A 16,246-nucleotide genomic window follows, 5' to 3' on the forward strand; every position below is an offset into this window, starting at 1 on the left:
CCACGCCTCGTTCTACACCGATTCCATCCAACCAATCAGCCAGGACCAAACACTTTCGCAGGGACGACACCGAGTATGTTGCACTGCTTGTGAGTTGATCATCCCCATGCTTCGAGGCTCGCTTCGTTCGGTGACATGCTGCCTTCTCAAGCGCGTGAAATCTGCTAGATTTTGCCTGCGCGGCTTTTCTTGGGCGCCGACTACGTAATTTTTGCACATCGCCTTCGCACCGTTGAACGCCGGTGCGCACATTTCGCTGACGTACGTTTTTGAAGCCAGAAATCGATCTGAGTCCTGTCGCCATATTTAATTGATTGGAGGCGTCGTCATGATCCGCATCGGATCGTTAGCGCTCGTTATCGGCGTGTTATTGACCGGCCCGGTCAGCGCAGAATCGGAATTGCTCGCGCGCGGTGATTATCTCGTCAACGGCATCCTGACCTGCGGTAACTGCCATACGCCGAAGGGACCCTCAGGAGAGATCAGCGACAAGGCGTTTTCCGGCGGCCTGTCATGGGATGAGCCACCGTTCAAGGTGACGGCCCCGAACATCACCCAAGACACGGAAACCGGCATTGGCAATTACACCGACGCCGAACTCAGACGGCTGCTGCGCAAGGGCGTCAAGCGCAACGGCGCGCGGGTCGCCATGATCATGCCGAGTGGCTTCTACGAGATCATGACCGATCGCGATCTCGATGCGGTGATCGCCTATCTGCGCACGATCAAGCCGGTCAGGAATGCGGTGCCGGAGCCCATCTACAAGATCGCACAGGGACATCCTGTTCCCCCGGGCGGTGAAAGCCCGTACACCGAAGCGATGCTGGGTGACAAGGTGAAGCAAGGATTCTACCTCGCGACGATTGCACACTGCATGGAGTGCCACACCCCGATGGGCCCGCAAGGGCGAGAATTTGCAACCAGCATGGGCGCCGGCGGCGGCAAGTTTCCGGGACCCTGGGGTGTCTCGGTTTCGCGGAACATCAGCTCCAGCAAGACCAAAGGCATTGGCGGCTGGACGGACGACGAGATCAAGCGCGCCATCACGCAGGGCGTCAGCAAGGACGGCAGCAAGCTCAATCCGCCGATGGGCTTCCATTATTACGCGACTGTGTCGGCTGCTGACCTCGATGCCATCGTCGCCTATCTGCGCACGGTACCGCCAAAGGAATAGCCCGAAAGCCGAAGCCGCGCCCTGCAGAGACGCAGCTCAAGCGGCGCTGTAGCCGCCGTCGACCACTTGCGAAGCGCCTGTCATGAAGGACGCCTTGTCCGAGCACATCCAGACCACGGCCTCCGCGATCTCCTCGGGCACGCCCAGGCGACGTACGGGCACCTTGGCGATGATTTCGTCGTAACGTTCGTCCATCGTCTCCTTGGTCATCGGCGTCTTGATGTATCCGGGATTGACGCAATTCACGCGGATGCCGTCCTGGGCGTATTCGATCGCCGCGGACTTGGTCAGCCCGACGACGCCGTGTTTGGCCGCGACGTAGTGCCCTGACGTGGCAAGGCCAACGAGCCCGGCGATCGAGGCGGTGTTGACGATCGCGCCGCCGCCGCCCTGCTTCAGCATCTGTGCGACCTCGTATTTCAGGCACAGGAACACGCCCATCAGATTGACCGAGAACATCTTCGCCACCGAGGGCTGAGTGAGTTCATGGATGCGCTGGCCGGCCGGACCGACGGAGCGCCCGGCCACGCCCGCATTGTTGAACGCGCAATCGATGCGCCCGAACGCCGATACCGTGCGTGCCACCATGTTGGCGACGTCGGCCTCGTCGGTGACGTCGCCCTGGATCGCGATCGACTGGCCGCCCGCGGCGTTGATGAGCGCGACCGTTTGTTCGATGCCGTCCTTCGACAGGTCGGACACCGCGACGCGCGCACCTTCGCGCGCCATGGCAATCGCCGTTGCCCGGCCGATGCCGGAGCCGCCGCCCGTCACCAATGCAGCCTTGCCGTCCAGAATGCCTGCCATCAGAAACTCCTCTAGCGCTTGCCTTCGATTGCGATCTCGACGAGGTACGGCCGCTGCGCCGCGACGGCCTTTGCGACTGCACCCGCGATGTCGCCCGCCTTCTCGATCCTGACGGCCTCGACGCCCATGCCTGCCGCGAGATGCACGAAGTCGAGCGCGGGACCGGTGATATCCATGTTCTGATAGGGATGCTGGGTGCCGGCTTCGAAATTCTGCCGCCAGACGTCCACATTGTGCTTGAGGATGCGGTATTCGCGGTTTGCGAGCACCACGAACACGATCGCAAGCTTGTGGTGCGCGGCGGTCCACAGCGCCTGGATTGCGTACATCGCCGAGCCGTCGCCGGAGATCGCGACAACCGGACGGTCCGGCATGGCGACCTTGACGCCGATCGCGCCGGCAAGACCCTGGCCGATGCCGCCGCCGCGTCCGCCGAAATAATCGCCGAAGCCGCGATAGTCGAAGGCGCGAGCGAGATCGAGGCTCGCCGTGATGCTCTCATCGACGATGACCACATCATCGGGCAGGCCGCGACGCAGTTCCGCGGTGACGCGCGGCATCGAGCTCGGCTCGCGGTTCCAGCTTTTCTCGACCCGTGCGCGATAGGCTTCCTTCTCTTTCGCCTGCAGTTCGGCGAGCGCAGCGTTGCGGTTCTGCGCAGCCTGCCTGAAGTCCGCGCTCGCCCTGGCGCGCAGCGCGTCCGTCAATGCGCTGATGCTGACCGCGATGTCGCCGACGATCCCGGCATCGAGCCGGTTGTTGAGCGCGAGACGCTCGGCCGAGGCTTCGATCTGGAGCACGGACGCGCCGTCGGGAATGTGGCCATCAGGCGCGAACCAGATGTCCTCGAAGAACGGACCGCCGATGAGCAGAACGAGATCGGTGTCACCGAGTGCCTTGCGCACCTGCCGGGCGTCGCCGGGGAGCGACTGGCGATAGCTCGGATGGCTGGTCGGGAATGGCGCGTGATGCCGGAGCCCTTCGAACCATACGGTGGCGCCGATCGTCTCCGTCAGTGCCACCAGTGCCTGCTCGCCGCCCGACCGTGCCACGTCGTCGCCGGCGATGATGGCCGGATTCTTCGCCTTCAGCAGCAGCGCAAGCATCGCCTCGATGCCTGCCGGATCGGGGCGTGTCGACCGCCACAGATTGTCCGGCCTTGATGCATCGACCGCCGTCTCCTGTTCCAGGACGTCGATCGGGAGCGATACGAACACCGGCCCTTGCGGAGCATCGGTCGCCACCTTGAACGCGCGGCGCATGATCGGCGCGATCTCGTCGGCGCGCTCGATCTGAACGCTCCACTTTGTCACCGGTGCTGCCATCGCAACGAGGTCGTGGCCGAGCAGCGGATTTTTGAGCCGCATGCGCGTGTCCTGCTGACCCGCCGTCACAACCACGGGCGAACCAGCTTTCAGTGCGCCATAGAGCGAGCCGATGCCGTTGCCAAGGCCGGGCGCGACGTGAAGGTTGGCAACGGTGACGCGTCCCGATGCCTGCGCATAGAAGCTCGCCGCGCTCACGGCGACGCCTTCATGCAGCGCCATGATGTATTCGAGTTGCGGGAATGCCGGCAGGCTGTCGAGCAGCGGCGTTTCGGTCGTGCCGGGATTGCCGAAGATATGACGCACGCCGTGCGACACGAACGATTCCATCAGCACACGGCGCCCACGCATTCACTGCCTCCCGGTTGGTTCGGATCCGTTTTTCGCATCATCGGCCGATGACAGGCCGATGGCAACTGCGAACGGTTCGCTTCCGCGCGGCACCGGCTTTCGCGGAGCGCCGTGGACGATCACGCCTTCGAAATACCGCCGTCGATCACCGGTCCCATCGGCTCGTAACGTTCGCCACTGAAGCGCGTCAGCTGCAATTGCTCGAGCGGATAGTAGTCGGTCGGCGAGGTGTTGATCTTGATGCCCGGCAGCAGCATGTCGGATTCGACACCCTTCAAATTCGCCGCCTGCTTGATGATGCTTTCGGACGAGACGTCGTCGCCGCACTGCTTGAGCACCTGAACCAGGATCTGGCTGGTGAGATAGCCCGTGACCGCATAGATGTCATTCTTGGCTGCCGCCGGATCGTATTTGTCGAGGAAGGCGCGCCATCTCTGAATCGCAGGATCGTTGTCCCAGGCGGCGTCGACGGGATCCTTCAGATAGGCGCTCGAGATGATCCCCTTGGACACGTCGAAGCCCGCGGCCTTCAGGGTGGATCCGGCGGAGGAAGCATTGTTGCCGATGTAGTGCGCCGGCTGCCAGCCGAGCTCGGCGATCTTCTTGATGCCTTGCGCGGCGAATTTCGGCGTGGTCATGCTCATGAACACGTTGGCGCCGGCGGATTTGCAGCGAACCACCTGGCTGTCGATGGTTGGATCGGCGGTCTCATAGGACAGCTCCGCCACGATTGCGGACGTCTTGGCGCCGAGTCCGTCCTTGAAGCCCTTCAGCACGTCGCGTCCGAAATCGTCGTTCTGGAAGACGATGCCGATCTTGGGATCATTCTGTGTCGACAGGACATGTTGCGCGAAGGCCCGGCCCTCGATCTGGTAGCAGGGCTGGAAACCCATCGTGTAGGGGAAATTCTTGTAGTCGCCGAATTTGGTGGCGCCCGAGGCGATGAAGAGGTGCGGGACCTTCTTCTGGTTCATGTACTTCATGATCGCCGCATTGGTCGGCGCACCGAGCGGCGCAAACAGCACGTCGATCTCGTCGCCTTCGACCAGCTTGCGCGCCTGTTCCACCGTCTTGGCCGGGCTGTAGGCGTCGTCATAGGTGATGTACTTGATCATGCGGCCGTTGATGCCGCCTTGCTCGTTGATCATCTTGAAATAGCTGCCGGGCGTGCGGCCGATCGACGAATAGACCGCAGCGGGTCCCGAATAGGCGTCGATGTTGCCGATCACGATCTCGGTCTTGCCCTTGGCAATCGCGGGCCTGCCGAGCAGCAGCGTGGCTGACGTGGCGGCGGCACCCTGGATGAGATCACGACGAGTGAGCTGGGGTGAACGGTTCCTTGGCATTGTCATCCTCCGTTTCTTGTTGTTGGCCGTTTGGCATTATTGGCCGGTTGGCAGCCTCTGACGGGCATGTCGGCTCGAAGCATTTCACAGCCTCCGAGCCCAAACCAGTCTATGAGTGGTGCGCGGGCGAACTTGTGTGCAGTCGCTATTGCCGGAAATATTCGCGCGGTGCCAGGGTCCGGCGCAGCGCGGCAGATCGAATGATCCACCGCGCCGGACACTAGTACCGATCAGGCCGGCATGGCCCGGTTCGCCGCGCGAACTGGTGTGCTGCGCGGAGGCACCGGAAACACGCGATCGTACGCGATGTTGAAGACGAACGCGTAGACCAGATAGAACGCGACGATCGAGATATCCATCATCAGCGCGGCCCACAACGAGATGCCGAGATACCAGGCGACGAACGGGATCAGCAGCACGATCAGGCCGGCCTCGAACAGCATCGCGTGCGCGACGCGGATCGGCATCGTCTTGGCAACACGCCCGGTGACGCGAACCAGCGCGTGGTCGAAGCCGAGATTGAACAGCAAGTTCCAGATCGTCGCCACCGTCGCCGAGACGACGCCGATGACGCCCATATGGGCGACCGGCTGATTGAACAGCCAGGCGGCAGCCGGCGTGAAGATGGCGATACCGATCAGTTCGAACAGGACTGCGTGCCTGATCCGGTCGGAGAAGGAACGCATAGACATTTTGAAACCCTTTCTAAATTCTTGTTTTGACGCGGTTTCTTCACGCGAACCGGTATCCACTTCGCTTGAAAACGCTCTGTCGTTGTGACGAGATTTCTATCTGATATTGTGGGATAAGAAAGTTAGGTAATATCTGGAAAAGAGATAGATGACCGTTTCCATGGACCAGCTCGAATCCTTCGTGGCGGCGGCCGAGCAGGGCTCGTTCTCCGGTGCGGCGCGGCTTTTGAAGAAGGCGCAATCGGCGGTCAGCACCCACGTCGCCAATCTGGAGACGGACCTCGGGATTGCGCTGTTCGACCGGGCCGGTCGCAATCCGGTGCTGACCGAAGCGGGCGCGCGGCTGTTGCCGGAAGCAAGGTTGATCCTCGATCGCCGCGAGCATCTGATCGGGGTGGCCAGCAGTTTCGAGGCGCATGTCGAGAAGCGCCTGGTGGTGGCGATCGACGAGCTCTATCCGGAGAGCGCGGTCGGGGAGCTGTTTGCGGAATTCGCCAAGCGCTTTCCCCATGTCGAAGTGGAGCTGCTGTTTCCGATCATGGAGGACGTCAGCCGTCTCGTGCTCGACGGCAAGGCCGATGTCGGCGTGATGTGGCGGCAGGAGCATCTGCCGCCCGAGCTCGGCTTCAAGACCATCGGCTGGGTGCCGCTGCAGCTCGTTTGCGGCAAGAACCATCCGCTGGCGCATGGCCGGGTGGATTGGGAGGAGCTGAAGCGGCATCGCCAGATCATGGTCACGGTGCGTAACGAAGGCACCGAGCGGCATCGGCTGCGTGTCGCGGCCGAGGTGTGGTGGGTCGAGAGCCACTGGGTGATCCTGCAGATCCTCAAGCAGGGCGTCGGCTGGGCGCTGATCCCGGCCCACATCATGGCAAGCTCGCAGATTGCCGAAGAGCTTGCGGTTCCCGAACTGGAATTCGACGAGGGCGCGCATCCCGTCGCGCTCGAAGTGGTCTGGCACAAGCAGCGGCCGGCCGGGCCGGCGGCAAAATGGCTGCGCCGCCGCTTCGCCACGCGACCGCCGATGCTCCGCATGTGACGGGGCGTGCGCGCCGGATAAAATCGCTCGTCGCATCGGAGCTGACAGCGCGACCGTGATGTGTTGCGATGTGCGCTGCACTGACCGGACAGGATCAAGACGATGGCGAAGCAATTGGAAGGCAAGGTCGCAGCCGTGACCGGCGCGGCATCGGGCATCGGACTTGCGAGCAGCGAGGCGATGCTCGCCGCCGGTGCGCGCGTGGTGATGGTCGACCGTGACGCGGCCGCGCTGCAAGCGATTGCCGGCAGGCACGGCGATGCGGTGGTCCCGCTGGTCATCGACCTGCTCGATCCGAAGGCCTGCGCGAGCCTGCTGCCGCTGGTGCTCGAGAAGGCCGGCCAGCTCGACATCCTGCATGCCAATGCCGGGATCTATGTCGGCGGCGATCTTGTCGATGCGGATAGCAGCGCGATCGACCGGATGCTGAATCTCAACGTCAACGTCGTGATGAAGAACGTCCACGACGTGCTGCCGCACATGATCGCGCGCGGGACCGGCGATATTATCGTGACGAGTTCGCTTGCCGCGCATTTCCCGACGCCGTGGGAGCCGGTCTATGCCTCTTCGAAATGGGCAATCAACTGCTTTGTCCAGACGGTGCGGCGCCAGGTGTTCAAGCACGGCATCCGCGTCGGCTCGATCTCGCCGGGGCCCGTGATCAGCGCGCTGCTCGCGGACTGGCCGGCGGAGAAGCTTGAGGAGGCCAAGGCGGCGGGCAGCCTGCTGGAGGCGAGCGAGGTTGCCGAGGTCGTGATGTTCATGCTGACCCGGCCGCGCGGCATGACCATCCGCGACGTCGTGATGCTGCCGACGAACTTCGATCTGTAGCGCGGCGTTCCTGCCGGACTTCGCCTCAGGCGGCGCCGCGGTCGAGAGCCGGCTTGGGGTCCCTTTTCGTCAGCCGGCGCAGGGCCGCAACGTTGGTGGCGACGGACGCCAGGCGGCACTGTGCCTTGCCGTCGGATTTGGCTTCATAGAGCGCGGCATCGGCAACGGCCAGGAGCTCCTCGGCCTCGGTGCCGTGCTCGGGCGAGACAGCAACACCGACGCTGACGCCGACCCTTGCGAAGATGCCGTCGGCGAGCCGGTACGGCATCGTGACGGCCTGGATGACGCGATGGCCGATCCCGAGCGCCTGCTCCGCGGTGACGCCGTTTGCCAGCACCACGAATTCATCGCCGCCGAGCCGCGCGATCACCGCGGTCTCGGGCAGAGCGCGCCGCAGCCGCTCGGCCGCCAGCATCAGCACCTGGTCGCGGCCGCATGGCCGTAGGTGTCGTTGACCGGCTTGAAATTATCGAGGTCGAGGAACAGCAGCGCGAACGGCTTGCCATGTCCGGCCGGAGCCGCCAGCTTCGTGTTCAGCGCGGCGACGAAACCGGCGCGATTGCGCAGACCGGTCAGGGTGTCGTGATGGGCAAGATGGCCGTTCTCGCGCTCGGCGCGCATGGTCGCGATCAGCATCTTGTTGAGGCGGAAGGCCGCGACCGTCATCGCCGCGAGATACATCGGCACCTGCAGGAACACGATGAACAGCAGCGGCTCGTCGGCCAGCGCCGCGCCGGGCACGATCGGGCCGAGGCTGAGCAGGATCATGGTGCCGGCAAGGCGCGGGGCGCTGAAGTTGCGGAAGCAGATGCCGCCGACCATCGCCGCCGCCGACAGCGAGGCCAGCATCGCAACCACCCAGTCGCCGCTTGCGAGGCTGATCAGGATGCCGAAGCCGACGCTGGAGCTCCAGGCGACCGCGAGGACGAGGTGCAGATCAGTCGGCGTCGGCCGCCCTTCGCGTGCCGCGCGATGCGCAGCCACGAGCACCGACAGTCGCGAGAGGCAGATAACGAGTTCGAGGATAACCCAGGCGATGAACGGCGCGGTCGGCTCGCGGATCGCAATCACGGCCGCGACGGCGACCGTATTGACCGCGCCGGCCGCGAACACCGGCAGCGAGCCATAGAGATCGCCGATCAGCGCTGCGCGGATGTCATCGGGCACGCCCGGACCCGCATCGGCGAGCCAGCGCGTCACGCCCCAGCGCGGCTGGCTGTATCGTCCTTTTTCGGACTGCATTGTTCTTGCCTCGTACTTTCACGTGGCAACTGACCCTGCCGGACCTAACAGGCGTTTAAGGCTGCGGCGGATCGCGCGGCGTGATTGACGACAGGTAAATCCGGCGGCCGATCGCGCCGCTGAATACCGATGCTGGGGGCTGCGATGCGGCCGTTGGTCGCGACGTCCATTCGGTCGGCGGTTAATTTTCGGGCAGCGGCGGGATTAATCTGCACCGGGAAGGGTTCAAGAAGGTCACAGAACAACACCCTTCAGGGAGGCTTCCTCATGCGTCGTGTCAGTCTGGCTTTCTTTGCATCCGCAACCATCCTCGCCGCGACGCCGGCGCTGGCGCAGGCGCCGCTGGTCGAGAAGAACGTCTCGATGGCGATGTCGCTCGCGATCATGCAGGCGGCGCTCGATCAGTGCAGCAAGGATGGTTACAAGGTGTCGGTGGTGATCGTCGACAAGGGCGGCAATGTCGCGGCCTCGGTGCGCGGCGACGGCACCGGTCCGCACACCATGGAATTCGCGCGGATGAAGGCCTACACGGCGCGCACCCGCAGCCAGACCTCGCTTGCCACCATGAAGCAGATGGAAGATCCGGCCAACGCCTTCCTGAAGCAGATCCCCAATGTGGTCGGCGTCGGCGGCGGCGTGCCGATCAAGGCGGGCAACGAGGTGATCGGGGGCGTCGGTGTCTCCGGCGCGCCGGGCGGCGAGAAGGACGAAGTCTGCGCCAATGCCGGCCTTGCCAAGGTGGCGGACGCGCTGAAATAGCGCGGCGCCATGACGCGGCCGCGTGTTGCGCTGATACCGCGGTGATCCTATGAGTTGGTCGGGCAGGCGCGACATCTCGCCTGCCGCCGATACTCAGATGACAGAACACAACCTCGTCGCTGCAAGCAGCGAGCCGCGGACCCGGGATAGCCTCATCCGTGATCTGCTTCGCCTCGGCGTGCAGCCGGGCGAGACACTTCTGGTCCATTGCGCCATGAGCAGGCTTGGTTGGGTGGCCGCCGGCTCGGAAACCGTGGTGCGTGCGTTGCTCGGCGCGGTCACCGACGCCGGCACGCTGGTGATGCCCGCGCAATCATCGCAGCTCAGCGACCCCGCCAACTGGCGCGCGCCGGCTGTTCCGCAGGAATGGATCGAGACGATCCGCGCGAATTTGCCTGCCTTCGACCCGCGCACGACGCCGACCCGCGACATGGGCGCCGTCGCCGAGCTGTTCCGGACCTGGCCGGGCGCAAGGCGGAGCCTGCACCCGACCTGCTCGTTCGCCGCGCTCGGACCCGAGGCGGAGAAGATTACCGCGCAGCAGCCGCTCAGTGCGCCGTTCGGTGACGAGGGACCGCTGGGATATCTCTACCGATCGTCCGCGCGTATCCTGCTGCTTGGTGCAGGCTTCGATTCCTGCACCGCCTTCCACCTGGCCGAGCAGAGGGCGTGGCCGGGCTTGCCGCGCATCGCGGAAGGCTCACCCATGGTCGTCGACGGCGACCGCCGCTGGGTTCGGTTCGACGTCGCGGCGGCATACCCGGACGGCTTTCCGGAGATCGGCGAGCAATTGCGCCGGCAGGGGCTGGTCCGGAGCGGCAGCGTCGGCGCCGCCACCTGCCATCTGATGTCGTTGCCGCGCATCGTCGACGCGGCCGCCGAGATCATGGCCGCGCAGCCATTTCCATTCGGATGAAACGGGCGCGCGGCGCCTAGACTGCCACCAGTTCGTCCGCGCGGCCCGCGCGCTTCGTCTTCTTCAGCTTGGCCGGCGCGAACAGATTGCTGGCGGCGAGGCCCGCGGTGTCGGCGACCGCGGGATCACATGACACCATGGCGGCGACGATGGCGCCGTCGATCAGCAGCGCGAGCTGATGCGCGAGCACCGCCGGCTCGGTCGCGCCCATCTCGCCGGCGAGCTTCTCGATATGCGCCAGCACCACCTTCTTGTGCTTCAGCGCGATGTTGCGGAACTGCTTGGCGTCCTTGTCGTGCTCGGCGACCGCGTTGATGAACGGGCAGCCGTAGAAGCGTTCCTCGGCGAACCAGGTCTTCAGGGCAGGGAAGATTCGCGACAGCTTGGTCTGCGGATCGCCGCCGCCGGCCTCGATCGCGCCGATGAACCATTCGCGCCACTGCCGGCCTTCGCTCTCCAGCACGGCATGCACGAGGTTGGTCTTTGAGCCGAACAATTTGTAGAGCGTGGTCTTGGCGGTTCCCGCCTCGTCGATGATCGCATCGATGCCGGTGGCGTTGATGCCGTTCTTGCAGAACAGATGCGTCGCCGCATTGAGCAGGCGTCCGCGCGCGGACTCGTCGTCGCCGGCGGCGAACGCGGCGGCAGGTTTTTTCTTCGCAAGCGATTTGGCCATGCGCGGCAGTAAATCGGAGCGCGGCAAAATCATCAAGCCGCATCTTCACGGGGGCGGGCATGTGCGCCGTCCTGCGCTCAAAGTAATCGCGGCAGCGCGGCAGATGCACCGCGTTTGAGCAGCCGCGCCCTGATCAATCCGCAGGCAGGTAGGGCTAACCGGCTGCGCGATTTCAGCTTTTGATTTGGCGGAGGACTGGCACGCTTCGTGCAGGAAACAGACCGTTCGGTATCCTGACCAAATCCATCGCTCCCAGGGAGAAAACTGATGACCGCTGTCGCTCAAAAAACCGCACTGACCGGCTGCCTCGCGCCGATCGACAGAGGCGGGCTCGAGCAGCTGATTGCCAACGGCAAGGCCAACCCGAAGGTGATCAAGACCTTGAAGTGCAGGACGGTGGCCGAGGGCAAGTTCCGTCACGCCAACTACATCCGCAACCTCGCGCCCTACATCGTCGACGAACCGCCGGGCCTGCTCGGTGACGATACCGCGCCCAATCCGTCGGAGGCCTCGCTCGCCGCGCTCGGCTCCTGCCTTGCGGTCGGCCTGCACGCCAATGCGGTGCACCGTGGCTGGATCGTCAACAAGCTCGAGCTCGAGCTCGAGGGCGATCTCAACATCACCGCGGTGTGGGGCACCGGCGACGTCAGCGAGAAGCCGGTCGGCTTCACCGACGTCCGCGTCAAGGTCGACATGGAATGCGAGGGCGTCGCGCAGACCGAGATCGACGCGCTGGTGGCGCATGTGAAGAAGTGGTCGCCGGTCGCCAACACCTTCACCCGTCCCGTCAATCTCGAGGTCAGCGCGTAGGCGCCCGATCGGCAATTCAAGGTGCGGAGACCAACCATGGGTTCACTGGCTTTATCGCGGGTCGCAGCTCAAGATCCCGCACCGACGATCACGGACGAGGTCGCGCGCCTCGCCCGTCAGGAGCTGGCACCGCTCGCGTCCGCGATCGATGCCGGCTCGGTCTATCCCGGCGAATTCCTGCGCCGGCTCGGCAAGACCGGCGCGTGGAGCAGCCACGTGCCGCAGGAGGGGCCGGCCGACCTGCGCTGGGCGATCCAGTCGATGGCCGCGCTCGGCGAGGTCTGCGGCGCCACCGCCTTCATGGCGTGGTGCCAGAACACGCTGGTCTGGTACGTCGCCAATTCCACCAACGTGAAGCTCGCCGCGCGCTTCGGCAACTGCTTCTCCAGCGGGCGCGCGCTCGGCGGCACCGGGCTCTCCAACCCGATGAAGAGCTTCTTCGGCATCGAGCGGCTGAAGCTGAAGGGCCGCAAGGTCGACGGCGGCTACGTCGTGCGCGGCGCGCTGCCCTGGGTGTCCAATCTCGGCCCCGACCACTACTTCGGCACGATCTTCGAGCGCGACGACGATGGCACCGGCGGCGAGCCGGGCAGCACGGTCATGTTCCTTGCCGATTGCTCCGACCCGGCGATCACGCTGACGCCGTGCAAGCCGTTCCTGGCGATGGACGGCACCGGCACCTACAGCGTCCAGTTCCGCGACGTGTTCGTGCCTGACGAGCTGATCCTGGCCGAGCCGGCTGCGCCGTTCGTCAAGAGGATCCGCGCCGGATTCATCCTGCTGCAGACCGGCATGGGCCTCGGCCTGATGAGGGATTGCATCAACATCATGGACGAGGTCCATGCGCCGCTCGGTCACGTCAACCGCTATCTGCCGCAGCAGCCGGTGCAATTCCGCGAGCTCCATGCCGAGTTCGAGAAGGAGGCGATGACGCTGGCAAGCGATCCCTACAACGCCGACGACAGCTACTGGCGCCGTGTCGTCGCGCTGCGCCTGCGGATCGGCGATGCCAGTGTCGCGGTGGCGCATGCGGCGATGCTCCATTGCGGCGCGCGCGGCTACCTGATGAGCCATCGCGCCCAGCGCAGGCTGCGCGAAGCCTATTTCGTCGCCATCGTCACGCCCGCCACCAAGCAGCTGCGCAAGATGCTGGCGGACGGTTGAAGCATGATCCGGAAAAGTGGGAACCGGTTTTCCCTCGCGACAAACGCGGAACGCGTTTGCGCGGAGATCATGCTCAAACGAGTTTCGGGACCACCACAACTGCAACCACAAACAGGAGACAGCCATGACGGACGTTCTGATCATCGCCGGCGAACTTGCCGAGCTCGTCAAGAAAGAGCCGTGTGTCATCATCGACACCCGGAATCCGGATGCCTATGCGGCGGGCCATCTGCCCGGTGCCGTCAATGTGCATGACGTCTTCACGTTCCTCGCGACCTCGACGCCGGAGGGAATCCACGAGCTGAAGACCAAGTTCGCCGACGCGTTCGGCGCCGCCGGTCTCTCCGGCAAGGAGACCGCCGTGATCTACGAGCAGTCGATGAATTCCGGCTTCGGCCAGTCCTGCCGCGGCTACTACTTGCTGACCATGCTGGGTTATCCCAAGATCAAGGTGCTGCATGGCGGCTTCGATGCCTGGAAGGCCGCCGACCTTCCGGTTACCACGGACGTCGCGGTGCCGCCGAAGGCCTCGTTTGCGATCGTGCCGGAGGCCGGCGACATCATGATCGACGCCAAGGCGATGCTGGCCGCGGTCGGCAAGCCCGGCGTTGCGATCCTCGATGTGCGCGATGTCGACGAGTGGATCGGCGAAAGCTCGTCTCCTTATGGGAAGGATTTCTGCCCGCGCAAGGGCCGCATCCCCGGCGCGGTCTGGCTGGAATGGTACCGCATGATGAAGCCCACCGGCGAGGGTCCGCGCTTCAAGTCGAAGGACGAGATCCTGGCGGAATGCGCCACCGTCGGCATCTCGCAGACCACGCCGGTCTATCTCTACTGCTTCAAGGGGGCGCGCGCCTCGAACACCTTCCTGGCGCTGAAGAACGCCGGCGTGAAGGACGTGCGGATGTACTTCGGCTCCTGGAACGAGTGGTCGCGCGATCCGGCGCTGCCGATCGACGAGGGTCTGCCGACCGCTGCCGTCGTCACGGGCAAGGCGGCATAGAATCTGCATGTTTGCGGCGTCCGGCGGCGTAAAATGCGGCCGGACGCCGATCAATGCCGGCGTCGGCACCGTGCGCCGATCCCCAAGGAGGAAAGCCTGATGAAACGTGAAGACCTCACCGAAAAGCTGCTCGACATCAAGCGCGAGAAGGGCTGGAGCTGGAAGCACATCTGCGAGACAATCGGCGGCTATTCCGAGGTCCTGATCGTCGGCGCGATCCTCGGCCAGATGAAGCTGACAAAACCGCAGGCGGCCAATGCCGGGGAGCTGTTCGGGCTGTCGAAGGCCGAGACCGCGATGCTCAACGAGGTGCCGATGCGCGGCGCCGGCACGCCGATGCCGCCGACCGATCCCCTGATCTACCGCTTCTACGAGATGGTGATGGTCAACGGCCCGGCGTGGAAGGCGCTGATCGAGGAGGAATTCGGCGACGGCATCATGTCCGCGATCGACTTCGACATGGCGATGGAGCGTGTCGCTAACCCGAAGGGCGACCGCGTCAAGATCACCATGAGCGGCAAGTTCCTGCCGTACAAATATTACGGCGCCAGCGGCAATGTGCCGGAATACGGTTTCAAGGAGGAGTGAGACGAGAGCACGAATGGCAAGTAGCGAATGGAATCGCTACTCGCCCATCGCGAAGGAGGTCACAGGATCGTGCCCGGCGCGTAGCTCGCCGCTTCCGGCTTGGCCCGGGCCAGCGCCTCGACCTGCTCGGCGAAATAGTCGACCTGGGCGGCGGCGTCGCCGGAGTTGGCGCGACCTTGCGCGAGCACGAGCTGCAATTCGGCTTCGCTGAGGCCAAGCCGTTGATCGGCGGCGAGACGCTGCAGCAGATCGTTCTGCACGATCTTGCCGGTGCGCAGGTCGCCAATGGCGGCGACGGCGTGCTCCTTGATCGCCTCGTGGGCGCCTTCGCGGCCGGCGCCCTTCTTGACCGCTTCCATCATGACAGTGGTGGTCAGCAGGAAGGGCAGATAGCGGTTGAGCTCGGTGGCGACGACGGCTTCGAACACCTCCATCTGGTCGAGCACGGTGAGCAAGGTCTCGAGCAGGCCATCCATGGCGAGGAAGGCATCGGGCAGCATGACGCGGCGGACGACGGAGCAGGAGACGTCGCCTTCGTTCCACTGATCGCCGGCGAGGCCTGCAGCCATCGCGAGATAGCCCTTCAGGATCACATGCAGGCCGTTGATGCGCTCGCACGAGCGGCTGTTCATCTTGTGCGGCATCGCCGAGGAACCCACCTGGCCCTTGGCAAAGCCTTCGCTGGCGAGTTCATGGCCTGCCATCAAGCGGATGGTCTTGGCGAAGTTGCCGGGACCGCTGGCGAGCTCGGTGAGCACGCTGACCGCACGGAAGTCGAGGCTACGCGGATACACCTGGCCGACGGCGTCGAGCGCTTTCGGCAAGCCGAGGTGAACGAGGATGCGTTCCTCGAGCGCGCGCGCCTTGCCGGCATCGCCATTGAACAGGGTGATCTGGTCGAGGCGCGTGCCCACTGCGCCCTTCAGGCCGCGAGCCGGGTAGGTCTGCAGCACATTGACCAGGCTCTGATGCGCCAGCAGCATCTCTTCGCCGAACATGGCGATGCGCTTGCCGAGCGTCGTGACCTGCGCGGCCACGTTGTGGGTGCGGGCGGTGAAAGGGATGTCGCGCAATTGCTGGGCGCGCTTCGCAAACCGAATCAGCGCGGCGATGCTCTTGGTCTCGACCAGCTGCAACGCGCGGTAGACCTGCAATTGCTCCACGTTCTCCGTGAGGTCGCGGCTGGTCATGCCCTTGTGCAGGTGCTCATGACCGGCCAGATCGCAGAACTCCTCGATCCGCGCCTTGACGTCGTGGCGGGTGACGCGCTCGCGCTGCATGATGGAGGCCAGGTTGATCTGGTCCTTGACGCGCTCGTAGCTTTCGATCACGCCGTCGGGAACCGGAATCCCGAGATCGCGCTGGCCTTTCAGCACGGCGATCCAGTAGTCGCGTTCGAGGCGAACCTTGCCCTCGCCACTCCAGATGGCGCGCATGGCGGGTGAGGCATAACGTTCAGCGAGAACGTTGGAAATGTGATCCTGGGACATGATCCCGCTCTCTTGGCATTGCCTGAGGCTGCC

General features: G+C 64.5%; 15 protein-coding genes and 1 pseudogene. 9 read left to right on the forward strand and 7 right to left on the reverse strand.

Features of this window, described 5'->3' with window-relative positions:
• Window positions 1-328: 328 nt before the first annotated feature.
• Complete coding sequence (locus CO675_RS31500) at window positions 329-1,174, forward strand: c-type cytochrome (protein ID WP_245453009.1); 846 nt, start codon at window positions 329-331, stop codon at window positions 1,172-1,174.
• Window positions 1,175-1,210: 36 nt separating this feature from the next.
• Here CO675_RS31500 and CO675_RS31505 read toward each other — a convergent pair whose 3' ends face one another.
• The 4 genes from CO675_RS31505 to CO675_RS31520 form a co-directional block, all read right to left on the reverse strand.
• Window positions 1,211-1,981, reverse strand: a complete 771-nt coding sequence (locus CO675_RS31505) for an SDR family NAD(P)-dependent oxidoreductase (protein ID WP_097675670.1) — start codon at window positions 1,979-1,981, stop codon at window positions 1,211-1,213.
• 11 nt (window positions 1,982-1,992) lie between these two features.
• Window positions 1,993-3,657 carry a thiamine pyrophosphate-binding protein gene (locus tag CO675_RS31510; RefSeq protein ID WP_097675671.1) on the reverse strand — a complete coding sequence of 555 codons (1,665 nt, stop codon included), beginning with the start codon at window positions 3,655-3,657 and terminating at the stop codon, window positions 1,993-1,995.
• 119 nt (window positions 3,658-3,776) lie between these two features.
• On the reverse strand, window positions 3,777-5,003 hold the full coding sequence (locus CO675_RS31515; RefSeq protein WP_097675672.1) for an ABC transporter substrate-binding protein: 1,227 nt from the start codon (window positions 5,001-5,003) through the stop codon (window positions 3,777-3,779).
• A 230-nt stretch (window positions 5,004-5,233) separates the two neighbouring features.
• Complete coding sequence (locus CO675_RS31520; protein ID WP_198964814.1) at window positions 5,234-5,695, reverse strand: PACE efflux transporter; 462 nt, start codon at window positions 5,693-5,695, stop codon at window positions 5,234-5,236.
• A gap of 148 nt (window positions 5,696-5,843) precedes the next feature.
• Between CO675_RS31520 and CO675_RS31525 the strand changes: the two genes are divergently transcribed.
• Entirely contained in the window at window positions 5,844-6,734 is an 891-nt protein-coding gene (locus tag CO675_RS31525; protein ID WP_097675674.1) for a LysR family transcriptional regulator, read from the forward strand.
• A 102-nt stretch (window positions 6,735-6,836) separates the two neighbouring features.
• Window positions 6,837-7,565, forward strand: a complete 729-nt coding sequence (locus CO675_RS31530; protein ID WP_097675675.1) for an SDR family oxidoreductase — start codon at window positions 6,837-6,839, stop codon at window positions 7,563-7,565.
• A 25-nt stretch (window positions 7,566-7,590) separates the two neighbouring features.
• Here CO675_RS31530 and CO675_RS41905 read toward each other — a convergent pair.
• A pseudogene (locus CO675_RS41905) lies at window positions 7,591-8,102 on the reverse strand (GGDEF domain-containing protein); the annotation flags it as partial.
• Window positions 8,103-9,074: 972 nt separating this feature from the next.
• Here CO675_RS41905 and CO675_RS31540 point away from each other — a divergent pair.
• Window positions 9,075-9,566 (forward strand): GlcG/HbpS family heme-binding protein, encoded by a 492-nt coding sequence (locus tag CO675_RS31540; RefSeq protein ID WP_097675676.1) that lies wholly within the window; start codon window positions 9,075-9,077, stop codon window positions 9,564-9,566.
• Window positions 9,567-9,663: 97 nt separating this feature from the next.
• Complete coding sequence (locus CO675_RS31545; RefSeq protein WP_158231337.1) at window positions 9,664-10,482, forward strand: AAC(3) family N-acetyltransferase; 819 nt, start codon at window positions 9,664-9,666, stop codon at window positions 10,480-10,482.
• Window positions 10,483-10,498: 16 nt separating this feature from the next.
• Here the strand turns inward: CO675_RS31545 and CO675_RS31550 are convergent, their stop codons facing one another.
• Window positions 10,499-11,158 (reverse strand): TetR/AcrR family transcriptional regulator, encoded by a 660-nt coding sequence (locus CO675_RS31550; protein ID WP_097675678.1) that lies wholly within the window; start codon window positions 11,156-11,158, stop codon window positions 10,499-10,501.
• A 267-nt stretch (window positions 11,159-11,425) separates the two neighbouring features.
• Here CO675_RS31550 and CO675_RS31555 point away from each other — a divergent pair, with 267 nt between their 5' ends.
• The 4 genes from CO675_RS31555 (at window position 11,426) to cynS (ending at window position 14,723) form a co-directional block, all read left to right on the forward strand.
• Window positions 11,426-11,968, forward strand: coding sequence for an OsmC family protein (locus CO675_RS31555; RefSeq protein ID WP_097675679.1), 543 nt, complete (start codon window positions 11,426-11,428; stop codon window positions 11,966-11,968).
• Window positions 11,969-12,004: 36 nt separating this feature from the next.
• On the forward strand, window positions 12,005-13,132 hold the full coding sequence (locus CO675_RS31560) for an acyl-CoA dehydrogenase family protein (RefSeq protein WP_198964815.1): 1,128 nt from the start codon (window positions 12,005-12,007) through the stop codon (window positions 13,130-13,132).
• Between the two features lie 124 nt (window positions 13,133-13,256).
• Window positions 13,257-14,135: a sulfurtransferase gene (locus tag CO675_RS31565; RefSeq protein WP_097675681.1), complete on the forward strand. Its 879-nt coding sequence runs from the start codon at window positions 13,257-13,259 to the stop codon at window positions 14,133-14,135.
• Between the two features lie 99 nt (window positions 14,136-14,234).
• Window positions 14,235-14,723, forward strand: coding sequence for a cyanase (gene cynS / locus CO675_RS31570; RefSeq protein WP_097675765.1), 489 nt, complete (start codon window positions 14,235-14,237; stop codon window positions 14,721-14,723).
• Between the two features lie 59 nt (window positions 14,724-14,782).
• On the opposite strand, the gene purB is transcribed toward cynS, so the two are convergent.
• Window positions 14,783-16,213 (reverse strand): adenylosuccinate lyase, encoded by a 1,431-nt coding sequence (gene purB, locus CO675_RS31575; RefSeq protein ID WP_097675682.1) that lies wholly within the window; start codon window positions 16,211-16,213, stop codon window positions 14,783-14,785.
• Between the last annotated feature and the right edge of the window lie 33 nt (window positions 16,214-16,246).

It is taken from the genome of Bradyrhizobium sp. C9 (genome assembly GCF_002532045.1).
Lineage (GTDB): Bacteria > Pseudomonadota > Alphaproteobacteria > Rhizobiales > Xanthobacteraceae > Bradyrhizobium.